The following is a 20,166-nucleotide window of genomic DNA, read 5'->3' as shown; positions in this document are numbered from 1 at the left end:
CGCGGAATTTATGGAAACAAACCATTGCGCCGGCCATTCCGTTGCATACATCTCGGCAAACAGGTTGATGCAGGAGTAGATATGGCTGGGTTCTGGACGCGGTGGATACCGAAACGGTTGCGCAAGGAAGGGGTGACCATCCCCGTCGTCCGGCTGCACGGGGCGATCATGTCCGGCGGCAGCCAGTTCCGGCCGGCGCTGAACCTCGCCAATGTGGCAGGTGCCCTCGAGAAGGCGTTTTCGAAGAAGGATGCGCCGGTCGTTGCCATCTCGATCAATTCGCCCGGCGGCTCGCCGGTCCAGTCGCGGCTGATCTACCAGCGCATCCGTGCGCTGGCGGAGGAGAAGAACAAGCGCGTGCTGGTCTTCGTCGAGGATGTGGCGGCCTCCGGTGGTTACATGATCGCGCTTGCCGGTGATGAAATCCTCGTCGATCCCACCTCGATCGTCGGATCGATCGGCGTCGTCTCCGGCGGTTTCGGGTTTCCGGAACTCCTGAAGAAGATCGGCGTCGAGCGCCGCGTTTATACCGCCGGCGAAAACAAGGTGATCCTCGATCCCTTCCAGCCGGAAAAGGAAGGCGATATCGAATACCTCAAGACGCTGCAGCTGGAGATCCACAAGGTCTTCATCGACATGGTGCGCCTGCGCCGCGGCGAACGGCTGGCTGATGACGCGACGATCTTTTCCGGCCTGTTCTGGACGGGCGTACGTGGCGTCGATCTCGGCCTTGTCGATGGCGTCGGCGAAATGCGCGAGGTGCTGAAGCGCCGGTATGGGCCGCAGACGAAGCTGGAACTGGTGGGCGGCGGACGCGGCCTGTTCGGCCGCCGGGTGCCGGGTGTCATCTTCGGTGGCGATCACGGGCAGGCGATTGCCGCATCCGCCGCGTCGGGTCTTGCCCAGACGCTGGAAGAGCGGGCATTGTGGAGCCGTTACGGGCTCTGATGGGGATCAATCATGGCGCAGCTTCTGTTTCTCGCCTTTCTGATCGGCGGGGGATGGTTTTTGTATCGGAAATTCGTGGCCGACGCGGAGAAGCTGTCACGCCGCCGGCGTGAGCAGGAGCGCGAACGGCAGACCGGTGCCAATGGCACGTTGATCCAGGATCCGGAAACCGGCGAATATCGCGTCCGCAAGGATGAAGACTAGCAGAGTTCGGTAACAAGTCCCGTTCAAGATGACTTAACGGGTTTGTTGTAGCGTTTTCGGATAATCTGACGCTCCGGACTTCTTAGATCATCAGCATGAATTCGTTACTGACCAACGCATCCGCCGTCTCGGCGCTGGCCACGTTGCGAACCATCAACGGTGCGCTGGGCAAGACGCAGGAGGAGGTCTCGTCCGGCTACCGTATCGGCACGGCAGCAGACAACGCCGCCTACTGGTCCATCGCGACCACGATGCGCTCGGATCGCAAGTCGCTCGGTGCGGTCAGTGATGCCATCAGCCTCGGCTCGGCCACGGTCGATGTTGCCTATAGCGCCATGAGCGCATCGCTCGACGTGCTGGACACCATCAAGACCAAGCTCGTGGCGGCCAAGGAGCCGGGTGTTGATCGCGGCAAGATCCAGAAGGAAATCGATCAGCTGCAGGATCAGTTGCAAAGCATCGTCGATTCGGCGAGCTTCAACGGTGAAAACTGGCTGACGGCAAGCGCAGCCGACCTGGGAACCCATGCCACCACCGTCGTTTCCGGCTTTACCCGCAATGCGGACGGAACGGTCGACCTCCAGTCGATCGAGGTGGACCTGTCGAAAACAGTCTTGCTGAACGGCGAGGGTGGCGGCCTGTTGCAGACGGCCTCGGCCTCCAGCGATGGCCCGTTTTCGGAGGCCGGCGGTTTTGTCAGCCTGCTGGACAGCCTGGCATCGTCGCCTCTGTCGGCTGGCGGCACGCGGTATGTCGGTTTTACCCAGTCCTTCACCGTGGATGAAGGCGACTCGTTGTCCTTCACCCTGCAGCCAAACACCGGCGGCGGCAGCACACGCTCCGAGGTGACTGTCACTCTCAACCGCAGCACCGTGGATCAGGCTCTTGGCGCTTCGGCCGAGGGCGTCGTCTCCACGATTGCGCAGCTTGTGTCTGTTGCGCAGACGGCCTTTGGCAATGCCGGTCTATCAACGTCGGATGTCACTATCCTCGCCGGAACCGGCGTCTATATCGACAATATCGGCCTGCAGTTTCCCAATGGCGATTTCAACGCGATGAAAAACGTGTCGGTGAACGACCTGTCGCTCGATGGCGACAATCCGACGATCGGCATCATGGACATGGATATCAGCAGCAGCGGTGCCGATGTCGACAACTACATCGTCCAGGTCGAGAAGATGCTGCATTCGGTGACCAACGCCGCAGCCGATCTGGGGTCGATCCAGTCACGGCTGTCGCTGCAGTCGAGCTTTACGGCGGACCTCATGGATTCGCTGACCCTCGGCATTGGCACGCTGGTCGATGCCGACATGAATGAAAGCTCGATCCGCCTGAAGGCGCTGCAAACCCAGCAACAGCTGGGCATGCAGGCGCTTTCCATCGCCAACTCCACCAGCGAAAACATGCTCCAGCTGTTCCGCTGATGCCTTGCGGTGGTTCGGACCGGTCAGAACCGCGTGGTAAGCTCCGTCAGCCAGGCGGGTGACATTTCCACGAGCCTTGCCTCCAGCTGTTTGTCGATGCCGGTCAGGATCAAGAGGCCGATCGCGATCAGGATGCCGCCGAACACGCCCTTCAGCCACTTGCCGGCACCCAGCATCCGGTCACGGTTGCGGTTGAACATGTCGCGCGAGAGCGAGCCGAGCAGAAGCAACGGCAAGGCCGCGCCGATGCCGAAGAAGAGCATCGTCACGACGACCTGACCAAGGTTCTCGCCGCGCGCCGCCATCAGCGAGGCGGCGCCAAGCGTCGGTCCCACACACGGGCTCCAGACCGTGCCGAGCAGCAGGCCGACCCCGAACTGGCCCTGCCAGCCCCCGTCATCAAAGCCGCCAAACCGCCGTTCGGTCCAGTTGCCGATCGGGCCCGCCGCCAGCGCCACGCGCGCCTGCAGCGATGGCAAGATCATCACCGTGCCGATCAGGATCATGATGATGGAGCCGGTCGAGCGGAAGACGCCGAGGTCGAACCCCAGGCCGAACCCGACCAGCGCCACGAACAGCCCCACCGCCACGAAGGACACGGCAAGCCCGCCGGCCAGCGCCGCCGGACCGAAACGATGGCGTGTCGCCGCCGTCGAGAGCACGATCGGCACCAGCGGCAGCACGCAGGGCGACAGGATCGACAGCATGCCGGCAAGCGTTGCGAAGGTGATGCTGGACAGCATGGCTCACATCGCCGTCGTTGATTTGAACAGTGTCTCGATCGATGCAGCCTTCGTATCCCCCACGGACCGGGCGGTTTCCTTCGTGCCGCGATAGCCGATCAGCGTCGACTGCATGTTGGCGCCGAGCGCCCGAACGACATCCTTCTGCGCGTCGAAATCGACCGTGAAGATCGTCAGATCCTTGAACGCGCTGTTCTTGGCAAGGCTGTCGATGATCGGCTTCTGCGCCTTGCAGGTCGGGCACCAGCTTGCGGTGATGTCTACCACGATCGGCTGGCCTGCCTTCTGGGCGGCGGCAAAGGCCTCCTGCTGGAAAGGCCTGATCTCCGCGGCAAGGGCGGAAAAGGCGGTCGCCAGCGACAGCGCGGCGGCTCCCATAAACGTCAGGACTGCAGAGGCTGGTTTCATGGATATGTCTCCCCGGTTGAGCTTGCATTATGCAAGCCATACCGCTGTTACGCAGGCGGCCTGAAGCCTGTTACAGAAGATCACGCAAATGTTGACGAGACATGCCTGTACGAAGTGGGGATCCGCACTGCGCGAGCCGTTTCCTGCAATCCATCTCTCCTTGCGCAACTCATGAATGCATTAGGAAATGCTTTCATGAAAGAGTTACGCCGTCGTTGAAAATAGAATATCTCGCGTTTCATTTAAATTAAATCGCCATTAACCATAGATTTGCTAGCTTTCCGTTATAGTTAATAATCTGTTACGGATCGTCGAAATGAACTCAATTGTCACAAATACTGCGGCGATCTCGACCCTGTCTTCCCTTCGAGCGATCAATGCCTCGATGAGCGAAACCCAAGCCCAGATCTCAAGCGGCTTGCGTGTCGAGACGGCGGCCGACAATGCCGCCTATTGGTCGATCGGCACGACGATGCGTTCCGACAACAAGGCACTCGGCGCCGTGGTCGATGCGATGAACCTTGGTTCCGCCACCGTCGATGTCGCTTATGCGGCGATGGAATCGACTGTCGATATCCTCGACGAGATCAAGGCCCGTCTGACGGCCGCCTCGGAGCCTGGCGTTGATCGTTCCAAGGTGCAGAAGGAAATCGACCAGCTGCAGGATCAGCTGCAGAGCGTCATCGATTCCGCCAGTTTCAACGGCGAGAATTGGCTGAAGGCGAACGGTACCAGCGCGGATGTCCTGTCGACCACCATCGTTTCCGGTTTCACCCGCGATGAGGACGGCAATGTCGCCCTGCAGACGCTCGATGTGGATCTCGCCGATACCGTGCTGCTGAACGATTCCGGCGGCGGTCTGCTGCAGTTCGGCGACGGCTCCTTCGAGGAGTTCGGCGGTTTCGTGGATGCCTACAATGCCAATGGTTTCTTCAGCCCGGGAACCTTCACAGGTCCTTTCAAGGTGAGTTCCGGCGACAGTCTGTCCTTTGATATCGGTGGTCCTAGCCTGCCAACCTATACGGTGACCATTGATCGCGACACCGTGGATGCCGCGCTCGGCTCAGAGGCAAACGGCACCATTTTCGGCGTCTCGGACATGGCCACCGTCGTCAATTACGCCATCGTTGATGCGGGTGGCAGCCTCAGCGACGCTCAGGTCTATGTCACCGGCAGCAACACTTTCTACAATGTCAGCCAATCGGGTTTGTATGAAATGTCGCCGAACCTGAGCGTTGTGGATTCCGGCGCCGACGAGAAGGTGTCGATCATGGATATGACGATTGCCGGGACGAGTGGCTCGCTTGAAGGCCAGATCGGCATGATCGAGACCATGCTGCAATCCACGACGGATGCGGCTGCCGATCTGGGAGCCATGCAGTCGCGACTGGAACGCCAGACGGCCTTCACCAACGATCTGATGGATTCCCTCGACAAGGGCATCGGCACGCTTGTCGATGCCGATATGAACGAGACCTCCACGCGGTTGAAGGCCCTGCAGACCCAGCAGCAGCTGTCCATCCAGACATTGTCGATCGCCAATTCCTCGAACCAGGCCCTGATGCAACTATTCCAGTAGGCTGACGGGAGGTGATCGCGAGAATGCTTGACCCTCCGTCCCGGTCATGGCACCAGACGGCCACCATCGTGAACCAAGTCCGGACATGCCCATGACCACGCCTCTTGCCCCGCATATGGACCCCAAGCGCTCCTTCCAGGCGCTGATCCTGACGCTGCACGCTTACTGGGCCGACAAGGGCTGTGCCGTGCTGCAGCCTTACGACATGGAAGTCGGCGCCGGCACCTTCCACCCGGCAACGACGCTGCGCGCGCTGGGCCCGAAGCCCTGGAAGGCAGCCTATGTGCAGCCTTCGCGCCGCCCCTCCGACGGCCGTTACGGCGAAAACCCGAACCGCCTGCAGCATTATTACCAGTATCAGGTGATCCTGAAGCCGAACCCGTCCAACCTGCAGGAACTTTATCTCGGCTCGCTGGCGGCGATCGGCCTCGACCCGCTTTTGCATGACATCCGGTTCGTCGAGGACGACTGGGAAAGCCCGACGCTCGGCGCCTGGGGTCTCGGCTGGGAGTGCTGGTGCGACGGGATGGAGGTCTCGCAGTTTACCTATTTCCAGCAGGTCTGCGGCATCGAATGTTCGCCGGTCGCCGGCGAGCTGACCTACGGTCTCGAGCGTCTGGCCATGTATGTGCAGGGCGTCGACAATGTCTACGACCTCAACTTCAACGGTCGCGAGGGCGAGGAAAAGATCTCCTACGGCGATGTCTTCCTGCAGGCCGAACAGGAATACTCCCGCCACAACTTCGAATTCGCCGATACCGAAATGCTGCACCGGCATTTCATTGATGCGGAGAAGGAGTGCCAGGCGCTTCTCGCCGCCGGTGCGCCCGGCGACAATGCCAACCAGCGCCTGCACAAATGCGTTTTCCCGGCCTATGACCAGTGCATCAAGGCCTCCCACGTCTTCAACCTGCTGGACGCCCGCGGCGTGATCTCCGTCACGGAACGCCAGAGCTACATCCTGCGCGTCCGTACGCTGGCAAAAGCCTGCGGCGAGGCCTTCCTGCTGACCGATGCGGGCGGTGCCAATCTTGCGGACGCGGCGGCCTGACGACCAGGTTGTATCGGCGGGGGATGGTTCTCAGAACTCCAGCCCCGCCGCCACCCGGTTTTCGATCCGGACGACGAGCCCGTTGATCTTGGCCATCAGCACGTCGAAGTCGATCGGCTTGGTCAGGTAGCTTTCGGCGCCGGCGCCCAGGCCCTCGATCATCTTTTCCTTGTCCGACAGCGCCGTCAGGAAAACGAAGGGCATGTTGGCGAGCTGCGGATGGTTGATCTGCAATTCGCCCAGCATGGCAATCCCGTCCATTTCCGGCATGGTGATGTCGGAAATCACGATGTCTGGCCGCTGGGTCAGGATGACGTCCAGCCCTTCCTTGCCGTTCTCGGCCTGGATCACTCTCAGGCCGGCATCCTGCAGTTCCTCGACGATCAGTTCGCGGACGTCTCTTTCGTCCTCGACGCATAGAACCGTGATCATATCCTGCTCCTCCTGTTGTTTCGATGTGCCTGATGTCAGGCGGCGGTTGCCTCTTCCGGTGCGTCCGTCACCACGACGGTGTCCTCCCGTCTCGGGCCGCGGATCGGCAGCCGGAAGATGAAGGTACTGCCCTTGCCGCGCTGGCTTTCGACCCGGATATCGCCCCCATGCAGGCAGACCACCTGCTTGACGAGCGACAGCCCGATGCCGGTGCCGGCAATGCCGGTGGATGTCCTGGCGCGGAAATAGGTCTGGAACATTTTGGGGATGTCCTCGGCATCGATGCCCACCCCTTCGTCCCGCACGGAGACGACGGCAAAACCCTCTTCCTCCCAGCCACGGATCAGGATGTCCGGTGCACGGGGCGCGTATTTGACGGCGTTGGAGAGAAGGTTTGTGATGACCTGCGACACGGCCAGCGCATCACAGCGCACCACCGGCGGCAGATCCGTCAGGTCGCATTCGAACCGATGGCTCTGGGAAAAGATCTTCTGCCGGGTGATCGCCTGGTCGATCAGCTTCGGCAGCGAGCAGGAGGAGAGCGCAAGCTCCACCTTGCCGGTGTCGATACGGCCGGCAGACAGGAAGCTCTCCATCAGTTCCACCATGCGGGCGACGGCCGAGCGGATCTGGTGCGTCTTGTCGACGAGAAACTCGGGTTCGATCCCGCCACGTTTGCGGATGAGGCGCTGGGCGGCCCCGTCGATGATCGCAAGCGGCGTGCGGAATTCGTGGCTGGTCATGGCGACGAACTGCCGCTGCATGGCGTTGATGTTCTTTTCCTGCTTCAGCGCCTCTTCGAGAGCTGCCGCCTGAGCCTCGATCTCGGCGGTGCGCTGGCGCACTGTTTCCTCCAGCTCGTCACGGTTGCGGATCAACTCCTTTTCCGCCCGTTTGCGCTGGGTGATGTCGGTATAGCTCAGCACGTAGCCGCCCTGCGACAGCGGTTCGGAGCGCACCGCCAGCACCTTGCCGCTCGCCCGTTCGCGCTCGAAACTGTAGGGGAGGCCAAGTTCCGCCTGTTCGACGCGCTCGCGGATCATGGCGTCGAGATCGCCGTCTCCCCATTCGCCGCGTTCCGCGTTGTAGCGAAGAATGTCCTCGAAACGCGAACCGGGCGGGAACCGCTCGGGCGGAAGGTTCATCAGGTCGTAGAGCCTGCGGTTCGCCATCAGAAGCCGCGAGCGGTTGTCGAACACGCCGATCCCGCCGGGAATGGCATCGAAGACCTGTTCCAGCAGGCCGAAGGCCTTGCGCTGGTCGGCGGTTGCCACGGCAACCTCGGCGAACAGATCGGTTTCCTCGCCGCGGATGCGCCAGACATGCACCTTGACGGGATAGACGGTGCCGTTGCGCCGCCGCTGGCAGGCATCGAAGCTGATGGAGGGGCAACGACCGCTCATCAACGGTTTCAGCCGGTCGCGATAATCCGCCTCGCTCAGATCCACCTTCAGGCCGACAGTGGTCATGGCGGAAAGCGCCTGCTGTGTATAACCGGTGCGGATGCTGGCGGTGGCGTTTGAGCGGATGATGCCGAGGCTGCGCGGATCGAAGATGTAGATTTCGTCGGTCGACAGTTCCACGACGTTCAGCAGGCTTCCGCCGTGGCCGCTACGGTTGACGATGATGCGCGCGATCTCCTGGCAGACGAGATGCAGGGCGGCGATCTTTTCGGCGCTGAGCCGTCTCGCCTTGCGGCCGAACAACAGCACCGCACCGGTCGCCGGCTGATCATCGTTGATGCACAGCGGAATGGTGTAGAGGCAGGTGCGCCCGAAACCTTCCGGAAAACTGCCGGCGACGTCGGAGGGATCGATCACCCGTGGCAAGGTCATGTCCTCGCTCTGCCGGTGATGCAGGAGCTTGTGGCCGTCCGTGCTGCAATCGGCCACGTAGATCGCCGCATTGCGCCCAAGATCCAGGTCGGGGATGCCGGTGACGATCTCCAGCACCTCATCGAGAATGCAGCTGAGGCGTTTGCTCGATGTGGCGACCCGCAATATGTCCCTGCAGGCCGTCAGCGCCCAGAGGGGCAGGTTGGACCAGGTCATCTTCGGCATCGCCACGCCTCCACGTTGAACGATCAGGAAGGACACAATACCTGGAAGACTTTAACCTGCCGCTCATGCACGCTCCGGTATTTGATTGCCGATGTTAACCGGATGGCAGCAAATAGATCCCACTTTTTGCGCCATAGACCATGACAGGCAGCGCGGGAATGGCTAGGTTCCGCCTCACGATCACTCTGGGGGAGCGCTCTGATGGAAATCGCACTCGTCGCACTCGCGGCCGTCGCACTGTATGTCATCTTCATCTACAACGGGCTGGTGAAGTCGCGGAACATGGCGGAAGAAGCCTGGTCCGGCATCGACGTGCAGTTGAAGCGCCGCGCCGACCTGATCCCCAACCTGATCGAGACCGTGAAGGGCTATGCCAACCACGAAAAATCGACGCTGGAGGAGGTCGTGGCGCTGCGCAACAAGGCGCAGGCCGTGCCGAGCGGCGACGTGGCGGGCCGTGCCGCTGCCGAAGGCCTGCTTGGCCAGGCGCTTGGCCGCATCATCGCGCTTGCGGAAGCCTATCCGGACCTGAAGGCCAACGAGAATTTCCTTGAGCTGCAGCGTTCGCTGGAAACCATCGAGGGTGAAATCCAGATGTCACGCCGTTATTATAACGGTGCGGCGCGTGACCTCAACGTGAAGGTCGAGAGCTTCCCGTCCAACCTGGTGGCCGGCCAGTTCGGTTTTGCCAAGAAGCCCTATTTCGAGATTGCCAACGAGGCGGACCGTGCGGTACCGACCGTCAAGTTCTGATCCCTTTCCGCGCCGAACGGGCGCCAGCCGAGACTGACATGACGACTGACAAACTGACCATCCGCCCGACCCAAACCCCTCTCGTCGGCCGGGTGAGCCCTCCGGGTTCGAAATCCATCACCAACCGGGCGCTCCTGCTTGCAGGTCTTGCCAAGGGCACCAGCCGTCTCACCGGTGCGCTGAAGAGCGATGACACGCGTTATATGGCAGAGGCGTTGCGCGCCATGGGCGTGACGGTGGACGAGCCGGATGCAACGACCTTCGTCGTCACCGGCACCGGCGTGCTGAAGGCTCCCGAAAAGCCGCTGTTCCTCGGCAATGCCGGCACCGCGACGCGTTTTCTGACGGCGGCGGTGGCGCTTGGCCACGGGCGTTTCGTTGTTGATGGCGATCAGCACATGCGCAAGCGCCCGATCCAGCCGCTGGTCGATGCGTTGCAATCCTTGGGCGTCGCGATTGCCGCTCCGTCCGGTTGCCCGCCGGTCGCGATCGATGCCAATGGAACGTTCAAGAAGAACCGCGTGGTGATCGATGCGGGTCTCTCCAGCCAATACGTATCGGCGCTGTTGATGGCGGCGGCCTGCGCCTCCGAGCCTTTTGAGATAGAACTCGCCGGTGCCGAGATCGGCGCGCGCGGTTATATCGACCTGACGCTTTCCGCCATGAGGGCCTTTGGTGCGAAGGTCGAGCAGCCATCGTCCGCCGTCTGGCGCATCGAACCGACCGGTTACACCGCGACCGATTTCCACATCGAGCCGGACGCCTCTGCCGCCACCTATCTCTGGGGCGCGGAAGTTCTGACCGGCGGTCGGATCGACATCGGCACGCCGGCAACCGCCTTCACCCAGCCGGATGCAAAAGCCTATGACGTGATTTCGGCTTTCCCGCATATGCCGGCGGTGATCGATGGCAGCCAGATGCAGGATGCCATCCCGACGATCGCGGTGCTTGCCGCCTTCAACGAAACGCCGGTGCGGTTCGTCGGCATCGCCAACCTGCGCGTCAAGGAATGCGACCGCATCCGGGCACTCTCGACCGGCCTCAACAACATCCGCGACGGTTTGGCGACGGAGGAGGGCGACGACCTTCTGGTCGCCTCCGATCCGGCGCTTGCCGGCCAGCATCTGCCGGCCGAGATCGACACCTTCGCCGATCACCGCATTGCCATGAGTTTTGCGCTGGCCGGCCTGAAGATCGACGGCATCACCATTCTCGATCCGGATTGCGTGGGCAAAACCTATCCGGACTACTGGAATGCCATGGCCTCGCTCGGTGTCGGTATCGACAGGGGATAAGGAAATGACGGCAGCTTTCCGGCGCGCGGCACTCCTGGTTCTGGCAGTTCTTTTGCCGGTTCTGCTTGCGTCGGGAGCGGCCCGCGCCGCCGAAGTCATCGACAGCTACCGCTCGGAGATCGACATTGCCGCCGATGGCGCGATCACCGTGACGGAAATCATCACCGTTAACGCCGAGGGGCAGGAGATCCGTCGCGGCATTTTTCGCGATTTCCCGCTTTACATGGTGGATGCCAACGGCCGCCGGCAGAAGGTCGGCTTCGAGATCCTCTCCGTCGCCCGCGACGGCGGCGACGAGGACTGGCACACCGAGACGATCTCGGGTGGTATCCGCATCTATATGGGTTCGGCCGAAACGCTGCTCGATCCGGGCCGCCATACCTATGAACTGACCTATCGCACGGACCGTCAGATCCGCCATTTCGAGGATCACGACGAATTCTACTGGAATGTCACCGGCAATGGCTGGCTGTTTCCGATCAACCGGGCGTCCGCCGTGGTCAGCCTGCCGGATGGGGTCAGGGCACAGGAAACGACCTTCTTCACCGGCCCGGAAGGTTCGACCGATCGGAACGCCCGCGCCACCGGCAGCCGCTCAGCCCCCGCTTTCGAGACCACCCGGCCGCTGCGTCCGCAGGAGGGGCTGACGATTGCGATCTCGATGCCGAAGGGATCGATCGCACCGCCGTCCGCCGATCAAGAGCGCGCCTGGTTCCTGCGCGACAACATCAATCTTTTCATCGGCGGTGGCGGGCTTTTGCTCGTCACGTTCTATTACGTCTGGTTCTGGCGGCGCGTGGGCCGTGATCCGGAGGGCGGCGTGGTGGTGCCGCGCTGGGACGCGCCGGAGGGTTTGTCACCGGCGCTCGTCAACTACGTGCACAACAAGGGTTTTTCCGGTGCCGGCTGGGAGGCGCTGTCGGCCAGCTTCATCGATCTGGCGGTCAAGGGTTACATGACGCTGGATGACCTGGAACGCCGTATCGTCGTGCGCCGCACCGAAAAGCCGCTATCGGAAAAGCTGCCTTCCGGCCAGGCCGCGCTGATGCGTGAACTGCCGGATCCGGGCGATGAACTTGTCATCGACAAGGGGAATGGCGAGCGCGTGCAGAACGTCGGCAGCACCTTCCGGACGGCCATCGAGAAGGAACATCGCGGCCGCTACTACAAAGGCAATATCGGTTATTCGATCGGCGGCATTGCCTTGAGCCTGCTGATGGGTTTTGCGCTGATCGCCTTCGGCGATTTCGATCCGGACAGTATCGCTTTCCTGGTGGCACCAATGGTTTTCGGCGTCGTCTGGGGCGGGGTCGCCTTGAATGCCGGGCGCAGATTGCTGCGCAAGCGCGGCGTAGCGGCCAGGATCGGTGCCGTTCTTGTTTTCGCGCTCGTCGGTTTTATCGGTCTGTCGCTTGCCGCAACGCTGTTTGCCGGAATTATCGGCTCCATCGAAAACCACCAGTGGCCGGTGCTTGCGGCCTTTGGCGGCCTTACCCTCATCAATGCCGTCTTTTTCTTCCTGATGGGCGCGCCGACCCCGCTTGGCGCCAAGCTGATGGCGGGCATCGAGGGGCTGAAAACCTATCTGACGCTTGCCGAACGCGACCGGCTGAACATGGCGGGCGCACCCAAGATGTCGCCGCAGCATTTCGAAACGCTTCTGCCCTATGCGGTGGCGCTCGGCGTCGAGCAGCCGTGGAGTGAGACCTTCGAGACCTGGCTCGCCAGCGCCGCGGCGGGCGCTGCGGCAGCTGCCTACCAGCCGGCTTGGTATCACGGCAGCTCGTTCGGTGATTTCGGCACCAGCATTGGCGGTTTTTCCTCGTCCATGGCCTCGACGATCGCCTCCACTATTCCGGAACCGAAATCGTCGTCCTCTTCCGGCTTTTCCTCCAGCGGCGGTTTTTCTGGCGGCGGTGGCGGCGGGGGCGGCGGCGGAGGCTGGTAGCGCTCTCAACCCTTGCGCGCATTTGCGAATTTGACATAAAGTTAAACTAGCATGTGCCAAACGGGAGGGTGTGCGCCATGAGGGTTGCTAAAGACGGCATCAGTGTCCGGCCTGTCGTCGGATCTCATTCGGTTCTGTTCGGTTTTGATGCGACGCCCGAGGCGCGGCGCGGTCTCCTGGGTTTTGCGCTTGGACGGCGCAGCGTCGACCGGTCGATTTCCTGGATGCGCGGTTTCAAGTTCTTCGAAGCCACCAATCCCAATCCGAAACCGGGCGAGCGGCGTTCGACACGCGAACATCCCGTCCAGGATTTCCAATGGGGCGATTACGGCACGGAGCCGGGCCGGCATTACGATTATGTGGTCCAGGCGGTTTACGGAACACCGACGGCACTGACCTATGGTCCGGAGATCGACGTCGCTGTCGATACCGCCAATGCCGAGGGGGATGTCCACAGCGTGTATTTCAACCGCGGTGCCATTCCGAGCCAGGCTTTCGCCGATAAATTCGGCAATGTCGGGCCGACGGCTGCGGAACAGAACGATCCCTCCAACGACAAGGTCAAATGGCTCTCGCGCGGGCTGCTGGAAGGAGTGCTCGCCTATATCGCCGAAGCGAAGGGACCGGAGTTTGAACTGCGTGTCGCAGCCTACGAATTCTTCTATCCGCCGATCCTGGAGGCGCTGAAGATGGCGGCAGGGACCGGCGCGAAGGTGCAGATCTGTTACGACGCCGGCAAGGCCAAGCGGGATGGAAGCATCGTGCTGGATGAGACGAGCAGCAAGAATGTTGAGACGATCACCGCCAGCGGTCTGGAAACCACTGCGAATGTCAGCCTGCATCCGCGCCGGAATTTTTCCAAGATCCCGCACAACAAGTTCATCGTGCTGCTGAAAGATGGCGCGCCTTTGCAGATCCTCACGGGATCGACCAACTTCACGCCCTCCGGTTTTCTGGGGCAGAGCAATGTCGCGCATGTCGTGCGTGATCCGGCTCTGGCGGCGCGGTACAACCGGTACTGGGAGATGCTCGCCACAGATCCGCAGACCTCGGCGTTCAAGACCTTCAACAGCGTCCAGTTTCCCGATCCCGCCGGCCCGCTGGCGGATGGCACGATGACGGCCGTCTTTTCGCCGCGCCGCGCCGGGCTTCTGGAATGGGTGGCGGAGCGTATGGGGGAGGCAACCTCCTCGGTGATGTTCACCGCCGCCTTTGGTGTTGCCGAGCAGCTGGTGGCGGAATTCGCTGAGGACAAGGACTTTATCCGCTTCATCCTGATGGAGCGCGCGGACCGCAACGCCGCCAATCAGGCGGTGCTGGAAAGTGATCGCGATACCCGCATCGCGCTCGGTGCCAAGCTCAATGCGCAGTCGATCGCCTTGAAACTGGCCGGCCACGCGCTGGATGAGTGGTTCCGTGCCGAGGAGCATTACCGCAGCCGCGGCAACATCTTCTACATCCACACGAAAATCATGCTGATCGATGCCTTGTCCGATGATCCGCAGATCTTGTGTGGGTCCGCCAATTTTTCCAATCCCTCGGTCACCGGCAATGATGAGAACATGATGCTGCTGCGTGGGCCCGATTTCCGCCGTGTGGCGGACATCTATGTCAGCGAATATATGCGCCTCTTCAACCACCTCTATTTTCGCACCGTCGCGCTGAAACTCGCGCGCGAAAAACGAGGGGATCCGAGAAAGGCCGCGCTTCTCGATCCGACCGATGGCTGGACCGCCAGTCATTTCCGCTCCGGCAGCTATCATTTTCGCATGCGCGAGCTGTTCGGCTGACGCGGGCCTGCGGGGGATATTGCAGCGCGCCGGCAGGCTGATTGGGCGGTTTCATGGGTGACAAGTGCTGCGCGGCTTGCTAAGTCCGCCGCAGCCTGAACAACCAGCAAAAAGCTATTTCCATGCCTGATCTTCTGCTCGAACTCCGCTCCGAGGAAATTCCCGCTCGCATGCAGCGAAAGGCTGCCGGCGACCTGAAGAAGCTCGTCACCGATGCGCTGGTCGAGGCGGGTCTGACCTATGAGGGCGCGCGCGAATATTGGACGCCGCGTCGCCTGACGCTCGATATCCGCGGGCTGACCGCCCGTTCGGCCGATCAGCGCGAGGAGATCAAGGGCCCGTCCACCAAGGCGCCGGAACAGGCCGTGCAGGGTTTTCTGCGCAAGGCCGGTCTCTCCTCGGTGTCCGAAGCGCAGGTCGTCTCCGATCCGAAGAAGGGCGATTTTTATGTGGCGGTCGTCTCGAAACCCGGCCGTGTGGCGGAAGAGATCATTGCCGATGTGATGCCGGGCATCATCCGTTCCTTCCCCTGGCCGAAGTCGATGCGCTCCGGTGCCGCCTCCATGCCGAAGGGCATGGCTTACGCCGGCATCGAGGGCAAGGGTTCGGAAAGCCTGCGCTGGGTGCGCCCGCTGCAGTCGATCGTCTGCCTGTTCGGCCCCGAACATGACGAAACCCAGGTCATCCCCTTCGCGGTGGACGGCATTGTGGCGTCGAATGTCACTTATGGTCACCGTTTCCACGCGCCGGACGCCATCACCGTCCGCCGTTTCGACGATTACGTCGCAAGCCTGGAAAAGGCGAAGGTGATGCTGGATGCCGAGCGTCGCAAGGACGTGATCCTGCACGATGCACGCGATCTCGCTTTCGCCAACGGCCTCGAGCTGGTGGAAGACGAGGGCCTGCTGGAAGAAGTCTCCGGCCTCGTGGAGTGGCCGCATGTGTTGATGGGCACGTTCGAGGAGGAATATCTCCAGATCCCGGCGGAAATCATCCGCCTCACCATCAAGACGAACCAGAAGTGTTTCGTCACCCGCCCGCAGGGCGACAACGAAAACCTCTCCAACCGCTTCATCCTCGTCTCGAACATCGAGGCGAAGGACGGCGGCAAGGAGATCATGCACGGCAACGGCAAGGTCGTGCGTGCGCGTCTTTCGGATGCCAAGCATTTCTGGACCCGCGACCAGGGCAACCTGCCGGATCTGGAAACGCTGGAAGCCTCTGCCCGGAAATTCGGCCTCGACCTGAAGAGGCCGCTCGACCAGCGTATGGCCAAGCTCGATGCGCTGAACGTCACCTTCCATGCCAAGCTCGGCACGCAAGGTGAGCGTGTGGAGCGCATCCGCGCGCTGGCCCGGCAGATCGCGCCGGTCGTCGGTGCGGACGAGGCGCTTGTCGATCGCGCCGTGGTGTTGGCAAAAGCCGATCTTCGCACGGAAGCCGTTGGTGAATTCCCGGAACTGCAGGGCCTGATGGGCCGCAAATATGCAGGTATCCAGGGTGAAAATCCCTCTGTCGCCGCCGCCATCGAGGATCATTACAAGCCGCAGGGCCCCTCCGACCGCGTGCCGGACGACAAGGTGGCGATCACCGTCGCGCTGGCCGACAAGCTGGATACCCTCGTCGGTTTCTGGGCCATCGATGAAAAGCCGACCGGTTCGAAGGATCCCTATGCGCTGCGTCGCGCGGCGCTCGGCGTGGTGCGCATCATTCTGGAACGGAAGGTACGGCTGCCGCTGCTGACCGTGTTCAAGGATGCCGACCTCCTCTCCTTCTTCCACGACCGTCTGAAAGTCTATCTGCGCGACATGGGCGCCCGCCACGACATCATCGATGCGGTGCTGACGCCGGACGCCGATGACCTGCTGCTGATCGCGCGGCGTGCCGAAGCGCTCACCGCCTTCATCACCTCGGAAGACGGCAAGAACCTGCTGTCCGGCACCAAGCGCGCCACGCAGCTGCTCGCCGCCGAGGAAAAGAAGGGCACGGTCGTGGCCGATGGCGTCGCAGACGAACTCTTGGCGGTCGACGCCGAAAAGGCACTCTATGCGGCGATCAAGGCGGCAACCTCCGAGGCCGCAGCCGCGGTCGCCACGGAAGATTTCCGCTCGGCCATGGAGGCACTCTCGAAGCTGCGCGGCCCGGTGGACGCCTTCTTCGAAGCCGTTCTCGTCAACGACGAGGATTTAGCGATCCGCGCCAACCGCCTGGCGCTCCTGAAGGCGATCCGCGAGGCGACCGGCACGGTCGCGGACTTCTCGAAGATTTCCGGCTGATCCTTCCAGACCCCGCTCCGGCGGGGTCTTTTGCCTCCATCTTCCGGCCTGTCCGATATCTATGATAGACCAAGGCAATCAGGCCCAGCGCTGGAGGCTTTGCATGAAAAAGCCGTTTCAAGTCACCCTGGATGAACCGCTGGACCGCTTTGTCGTTGAACAGGTGGAAAGCGGCCGTTTTGCCTCGCCACAGGCTGTCGTCGAAGCAGGGCTGCGGCTCTTGGAAGAGGATCAGCGAAAGCTGGAATGGCTTTGCGCAATGCGCTGATCGAGGGGGAGAATAGCGGGCCCTCGGTTCCTTTCGATCCGGAAGAGCTCAAGCGCCTGATGGGTGAAAGGCATCAACGATGAGTGGCTGCCGCTTTATCCCCCGCCACGTGGGCGAATAGGCCATGCCGTTGAAACGAGGGCCGCGCCAATCATTCCGTTGCGTCTTTTATCGGCAGCGCGGAAATGCGCTCCCGCCACACCTCGATCATCGTGCGGAAGGCGTCGCCGGTCATCTTGCGCACCAGGTCGTTGCCGCTCTCGTCGAGACCGACCTGGCGGTAGCGTACCGTTATCGCCGAGCCTTCTGCGACAGCGTCGCAGCGAACATCGACGATGGCCGCCCGGATCCCGGGCGTCAGCCGGCTGTAGCGAACGCTGTGTCGTTGTGGATCATGAGCCACGACGGTCCACCACGTGGTGACGCCGTCGTGTCCGGTCGAGAAGACCGTGCCTTCAAGGGCGCCGTCGGCAGGGCGGTGGTAGTAGGCCGGTTCCCAGTCGTCCACCCATAGCCGCTCGCCGTCCGGCGTGAAGAAGTCGAAGCAGCGCGAAGGCGGTAGGGCGAGGGTGATCGTATGCTGCTGGTCGTCATGCTGAGGGGTAAACATATCCTGTCCTTTGAACGTTGAGATGTCGGACGAAGGACTGACCCTGGCGCTATTCTCCCTTGCGATCCGCGAGCGCGTGGCTGTCAGCGGCCGACAGATCAAGTCCGTAGATTTTCCGGAGGCTGTCGATCACGGTAATCGTGTCGGCGGAAAACGGGCTCTTGCCTTCAAAGGCATGCAACACGATCCCCTCCACGAGGTCCCCGAGCGTCATGTCACGGTGTTCGGCCAGGGCTTTCAACACCTTTACGAGGCGTTTCTCTAGCCGGATCCCGGTTTGGATTCGCTCCACCTGCTGCGTTGGTTTCAAGGGCATCATAGGCTCTTGTCATGTTCGTACCTAGGTACTTTGGTACAATGACGACAGCATGTCAACGGTCCCGGCTCTTCAGCTATACTGAAACGCAAAACGCCGGCCTCTCGACCGGCGTTTCCGTATCAGTGAATGGCCGCCTCAGCTGGCTCGGCGCATTTTCTGAGCCATGGTGTTGAGGCTGCCGGCATCCGCCGTGCGGAAACCGCGGATCAGCTCCAACAGGTCGCCGGTATCATTGGCCAGCACTTCCGCCGAAGCCGTGGTTTCTTCGGCCATCGCCGCGTTCTGTTGTGTCGCCTGGTCCAGCTGGTTGAGCGAAGAGGAAATCGACCGCAGCGTCGTGTCCTGCTCCTGGGCGCTGTGGGCGATACGCGAGACGACCTGATTGGCGCTTTCGATCTGGTTGGAAATCCGCTTCAGCGCCTCGCCGGCCTGGGCGACCAGCTGTACGCCCTGTTCCACCTGACCGCCGGAGCGGGAAATCTGGTCCTTGATCTCCTTGGCGGCGGCCGCGGAACGCTGGGCGAGTTCGCGCACTTCCTGCGCCACCACCGCAAAACCCTTGCCGCTTTCGCCGGCACGCGCTGCTTCCACACCGGCATTCAGCGCCAGAAGGTTGGTCTGGAAGGCGATCTCATCGATCACGCCGATGATCTTGGTGATTTCGGCGGAGGATTGTTCGATGCCGCTCATGGCGCTGATCGCCTGTTCGACGATCGTATCGCTCTGGCGGGCCTCGGCGCTGATGGTCTGCACGCGGCTCGCGGCTTCCTTGGCACCATCCGCCGTCTGGCGCACGGCAACGGTCAGTTCGTCGAGCGCCGCGGAGGTTTCTTCCAGATTGGCCGCCTGACGTTCGGTGCGCTGGGCAAGCTCGCTCGAGGCGCGGCGGATCTCTTCCTTGGAAACGCCGATGTCATTGCCTTTCAGATTGACGCGGCTCATTGCCTGTTCGAGGCGGGAGAGGGCATCGTCAAAGTTCTGCCGAAGGCCGGCATATTTGGTGCCGAGATCGGCACAGCGGACGGTCAGGTCGCCCTGCGACAGTCGCTCCAGTGCATGGCCGATGGTGGCCACCACATGCGCCTGGGCTTCCGCCTCCTGGTGTTCCTGGGCCGCGCGTTGCTCGCGTTCGGCATTCAGCTGGGTTTCCTGCTCCTTCTGGCGGGCGGCCATGGCGTGGCGCTCGCGCACCTTTTCCTGCAGCGCCGCCGTCGCCTTTGCCATCATGCCGATCTCGTTGCGCATGTCGGTATGCGGAATGGTGATCGTGGTGTCATCATTGGCAACGGCACCCAGCGCATCATGAATGGCGTTCAGCGGCTTGGTGATGCCGCGGATGATGGCATAGGCTGCTGCCAGGGTTAAAAGGAAGAGAAGACCGGACACACCGACGATCTTGACGATGGTCTGGCGAACTTCGTCGCGCAGATCGTCGATATAAAGGCCGGTGAGCATCACGATGCCCCAGGGTTCGAAGGCCTTGCCGTAGGAAGCCTTGGCGTAGCTGTAGTCCTCTGGGTCCTTACCGGGCTTCGGTCCCATATATTCGACATATCCGCCGCCCTGACGGCCAAGCCTGACGATTTCGTCGCGATACATGAAGCCATTGACGTCCGGTTTGCCCTTGGACGAAATGCCGACCGCCTTGGCGTTCGGGTGGAAGACCACCTTCACGTCGTAGTCATAGGCGGTGAAGTAACCGTCCGGCTCGAATTTGATCTTGCCCAGCTGTTCGTAGGCGCGCTTCTTGGCCTCATCCAGGCTGAATTCGCCGGCCACGGCGCGGTCGTTGTAGTCCTTCAGAATGGAATTCGCCGTTTCGACCAGCGTCCGCAGCATTTCGTAGCGTTCGTGGTAGATCGCCGCCGTGGAGGAACGGATCTGGACGAAGGTGATCGAGGCAAAGACCGCCAGCATCGCGCCAATCAGCAAGAACAGCTGGCTGGATATTTTCAAATTCTTCATAAAAGCACCGCCCGATTGAATAATGGAAAACACTTTGAAAGATGTTTCTAATGTTTCTTCGTCTGCTCAATCGGAATGCTGACGGGCGCCTCT

General features: G+C 61.7%; 18 protein-coding genes. 11 read left to right on the top strand and 7 right to left on the bottom strand.

Translation table 11 applies throughout. From position 1 onward, the window contains the following. Positions 1–81 precede the first annotated feature (81 nt). The 3 genes from OU993_RS03215 (at position 82) to OU993_RS03205 (ending at position 2,576) form a co-directional block, all read left to right on the top strand. Positions 82–948 (top strand): S49 family peptidase, encoded by an 867-nt coding sequence (locus OU993_RS03215; protein WP_268154813.1) that lies wholly within the window; start codon positions 82–84, stop codon positions 946–948. Positions 949–960: 12 nt separating this feature from the next. Beyond that, positions 961–1,152 (top strand): hypothetical protein, encoded by a 192-nt coding sequence (locus OU993_RS03210; protein ID WP_268154812.1) that lies wholly within the window; start codon positions 961–963, stop codon positions 1,150–1,152. 95 nt (positions 1,153–1,247) lie between these two features. Beyond that, positions 1,248–2,576 carry a flagellin N-terminal helical domain-containing protein gene (locus OU993_RS03205; RefSeq protein ID WP_268154811.1) on the top strand — a complete coding sequence of 443 codons (1,329 nt, stop codon included), beginning with the start codon at positions 1,248–1,250 and terminating at the stop codon, positions 2,574–2,576. Positions 2,577–2,599: 23 nt separating this feature from the next. On the opposite strand, the gene OU993_RS03200 is transcribed toward OU993_RS03205, so the two are convergent. Together OU993_RS03200 and OU993_RS03195 are read right to left on the bottom strand one after the other, a co-directional pair. Then, complete coding sequence (locus tag OU993_RS03200) at positions 2,600–3,319, bottom strand: cytochrome c biogenesis CcdA family protein (RefSeq protein ID WP_268154810.1); 720 nt, start codon at positions 3,317–3,319, stop codon at positions 2,600–2,602. A 3-nt stretch (positions 3,320–3,322) separates the two neighbouring features. Then, entirely contained in the window at positions 3,323–3,727 is a 405-nt protein-coding gene (locus OU993_RS03195; protein ID WP_268154809.1) for a thioredoxin family protein, read from the bottom strand. A gap of 316 nt (positions 3,728–4,043) precedes the next feature. Between OU993_RS03195 and OU993_RS03190 the strand changes: the two genes are divergently transcribed. Next, on the top strand, positions 4,044–5,306 hold the full coding sequence (locus OU993_RS03190) for a flagellin N-terminal helical domain-containing protein (RefSeq protein WP_268154808.1): 1,263 nt from the start codon (positions 4,044–4,046) through the stop codon (positions 5,304–5,306). Positions 5,307–5,421: 115 nt separating this feature from the next. Further along, the gene (locus OU993_RS03185; protein ID WP_268157481.1) at positions 5,422–6,357 is read left to right on the top strand and encodes a glycine--tRNA ligase subunit alpha; all 936 of its coding nucleotides are present in this window, start codon (positions 5,422–5,424) and stop codon (positions 6,355–6,357) included. A 30-nt stretch (positions 6,358–6,387) separates the two neighbouring features. Here the strand turns inward: OU993_RS03185 and OU993_RS03180 are convergent, their stop codons facing one another. Further along, a complete protein-coding gene (locus OU993_RS03180; RefSeq protein ID WP_165215057.1) occupies positions 6,388–6,789 on the bottom strand; it encodes a response regulator in 402 nt (133 codons plus the stop codon). 35 nt (positions 6,790–6,824) lie between these two features. Next, positions 6,825–8,849: a sensor histidine kinase gene (locus OU993_RS03175; RefSeq protein WP_268154807.1), complete on the bottom strand. Its 2,025-nt coding sequence runs from the start codon at positions 8,847–8,849 to the stop codon at positions 6,825–6,827. Between the two features lie 201 nt (positions 8,850–9,050). Here OU993_RS03175 and OU993_RS03170 point away from each other — a divergent pair, with 201 nt between their 5' ends. From OU993_RS03170 to OU993_RS03145, 6 genes are all read left to right on the top strand, one after another. Further along, entirely contained in the window at positions 9,051–9,602 is a 552-nt protein-coding gene (locus tag OU993_RS03170) for a LemA family protein (protein WP_268154806.1), read from the top strand. A 38-nt stretch (positions 9,603–9,640) separates the two neighbouring features. After that, complete coding sequence (locus tag OU993_RS03165) at positions 9,641–10,897, top strand: 3-phosphoshikimate 1-carboxyvinyltransferase (RefSeq protein WP_268154805.1); 1,257 nt, start codon at positions 9,641–9,643, stop codon at positions 10,895–10,897. A 4-nt stretch (positions 10,898–10,901) separates the two neighbouring features. Beyond that, entirely contained in the window at positions 10,902–12,845 is a 1,944-nt protein-coding gene (locus OU993_RS03160; RefSeq protein ID WP_268154804.1) for a DUF2207 domain-containing protein, read from the top strand. A gap of 77 nt (positions 12,846–12,922) precedes the next feature. Then, a complete protein-coding gene (locus OU993_RS03155; protein WP_268154803.1) occupies positions 12,923–14,635 on the top strand; it encodes a phospholipase D-like domain-containing protein in 1,713 nt (570 codons plus the stop codon). 122 nt (positions 14,636–14,757) lie between these two features. Then, positions 14,758–16,911 carry a glycine--tRNA ligase subunit beta gene (gene glyS / locus OU993_RS03150; RefSeq protein WP_268154802.1) on the top strand — a complete coding sequence of 718 codons (2,154 nt, stop codon included), beginning with the start codon at positions 14,758–14,760 and terminating at the stop codon, positions 16,909–16,911. A gap of 103 nt (positions 16,912–17,014) precedes the next feature. Further along, complete coding sequence (locus OU993_RS03145; protein ID WP_268154801.1) at positions 17,015–17,179, top strand: type II toxin-antitoxin system ParD family antitoxin; 165 nt, start codon at positions 17,015–17,017, stop codon at positions 17,177–17,179. Between the two features lie 151 nt (positions 17,180–17,330). Here OU993_RS03145 and OU993_RS03140 read toward each other — a convergent pair whose 3' ends face one another. The 3 genes from OU993_RS03140 to OU993_RS03130 all read right to left on the bottom strand — a co-directional run bounded on the left by OU993_RS03140 (position 17,331) and on the right by OU993_RS03130 (position 20,073). Further along, entirely contained in the window at positions 17,331–17,789 is a 459-nt protein-coding gene (locus OU993_RS03140) for a hypothetical protein (RefSeq protein WP_268154800.1), read from the bottom strand. A 49-nt stretch (positions 17,790–17,838) separates the two neighbouring features. Then, positions 17,839–18,108, bottom strand: coding sequence for a hypothetical protein (locus OU993_RS03135; RefSeq protein ID WP_268154799.1), 270 nt, complete (start codon positions 18,106–18,108; stop codon positions 17,839–17,841). A 135-nt stretch (positions 18,109–18,243) separates the two neighbouring features. Beyond that, positions 18,244–20,073 carry a methyl-accepting chemotaxis protein gene (locus OU993_RS03130; RefSeq protein ID WP_268154798.1) on the bottom strand — a complete coding sequence of 610 codons (1,830 nt, stop codon included), beginning with the start codon at positions 20,071–20,073 and terminating at the stop codon, positions 18,244–18,246. Positions 20,074–20,166: the final 93 nt, after the last annotated feature.

It is taken from the genome of Rhizobium sp. SL86 (genome assembly GCF_026672545.1).
GTDB lineage: Bacteria > Pseudomonadota > Alphaproteobacteria > Rhizobiales > Rhizobiaceae > Neorhizobium.
This window is presented reverse-complemented; position numbering and strand designations above follow the sequence as displayed.

Bases quoted from the DNA above. Each gene is read 5' to 3' on its own strand.
- glyS (WP_268154802.1), top strand. From the start codon at position 14,758: ATGCCTGATCTTCTGCTCGAACTCCGCTCCGAGGAAATTCCCGCTCGC.
- OU993_RS03200 (WP_268154810.1), bottom strand. From the start codon at position 3,319: ATGCTGTCCAGCATCACCTTCGCAACGCTTGCCGGCATGCTGTCGATC.
- OU993_RS03145 (WP_268154801.1), top strand. From the start codon at position 17,015: ATGAAAAAGCCGTTTCAAGTCACCCTGGATGAACCGCTGGACCGCTTT.
- OU993_RS03170 (WP_268154806.1), top strand. From the start codon at position 9,051: ATGGAAATCGCACTCGTCGCACTCGCGGCCGTCGCACTGTATGTCATC.
- OU993_RS03175 (WP_268154807.1), bottom strand. From the start codon at position 8,849: ATGCCGAAGATGACCTGGTCCAACCTGCCCCTCTGGGCGCTGACGGCC.
- OU993_RS03195 (WP_268154809.1), bottom strand. From the start codon at position 3,727: ATGAAACCAGCCTCTGCAGTCCTGACGTTTATGGGAGCCGCCGCGCTG.
- OU993_RS03205 (WP_268154811.1), top strand. From the start codon at position 1,248: ATGAATTCGTTACTGACCAACGCATCCGCCGTCTCGGCGCTGGCCACG.
- OU993_RS03190 (WP_268154808.1), top strand. From the start codon at position 4,044: ATGAACTCAATTGTCACAAATACTGCGGCGATCTCGACCCTGTCTTCC.
- OU993_RS03185 (WP_268157481.1), top strand. From the start codon at position 5,422: ATGGACCCCAAGCGCTCCTTCCAGGCGCTGATCCTGACGCTGCACGCT.
- OU993_RS03135 (WP_268154799.1), bottom strand. From the start codon at position 18,108: ATGATGCCCTTGAAACCAACGCAGCAGGTGGAGCGAATCCAAACCGGG.
- OU993_RS03155 (WP_268154803.1), top strand. From the start codon at position 12,923: ATGAGGGTTGCTAAAGACGGCATCAGTGTCCGGCCTGTCGTCGGATCT.
- OU993_RS03210 (WP_268154812.1), top strand. From the start codon at position 961: ATGGCGCAGCTTCTGTTTCTCGCCTTTCTGATCGGCGGGGGATGGTTT.
- OU993_RS03130 (WP_268154798.1), bottom strand. From the start codon at position 20,073: ATGAAGAATTTGAAAATATCCAGCCAGCTGTTCTTGCTGATTGGCGCG.
- OU993_RS03180 (WP_165215057.1), bottom strand. From the start codon at position 6,789: ATGATCACGGTTCTATGCGTCGAGGACGAAAGAGACGTCCGCGAACTG.
- OU993_RS03165 (WP_268154805.1), top strand. From the start codon at position 9,641: ATGACGACTGACAAACTGACCATCCGCCCGACCCAAACCCCTCTCGTC.
- OU993_RS03160 (WP_268154804.1), top strand. From the start codon at position 10,902: ATGACGGCAGCTTTCCGGCGCGCGGCACTCCTGGTTCTGGCAGTTCTT.
- OU993_RS03215 (WP_268154813.1), top strand. From the start codon at position 82: ATGGCTGGGTTCTGGACGCGGTGGATACCGAAACGGTTGCGCAAGGAA.
- OU993_RS03140 (WP_268154800.1), bottom strand. From the start codon at position 17,789: ATGTTTACCCCTCAGCATGACGACCAGCAGCATACGATCACCCTCGCC.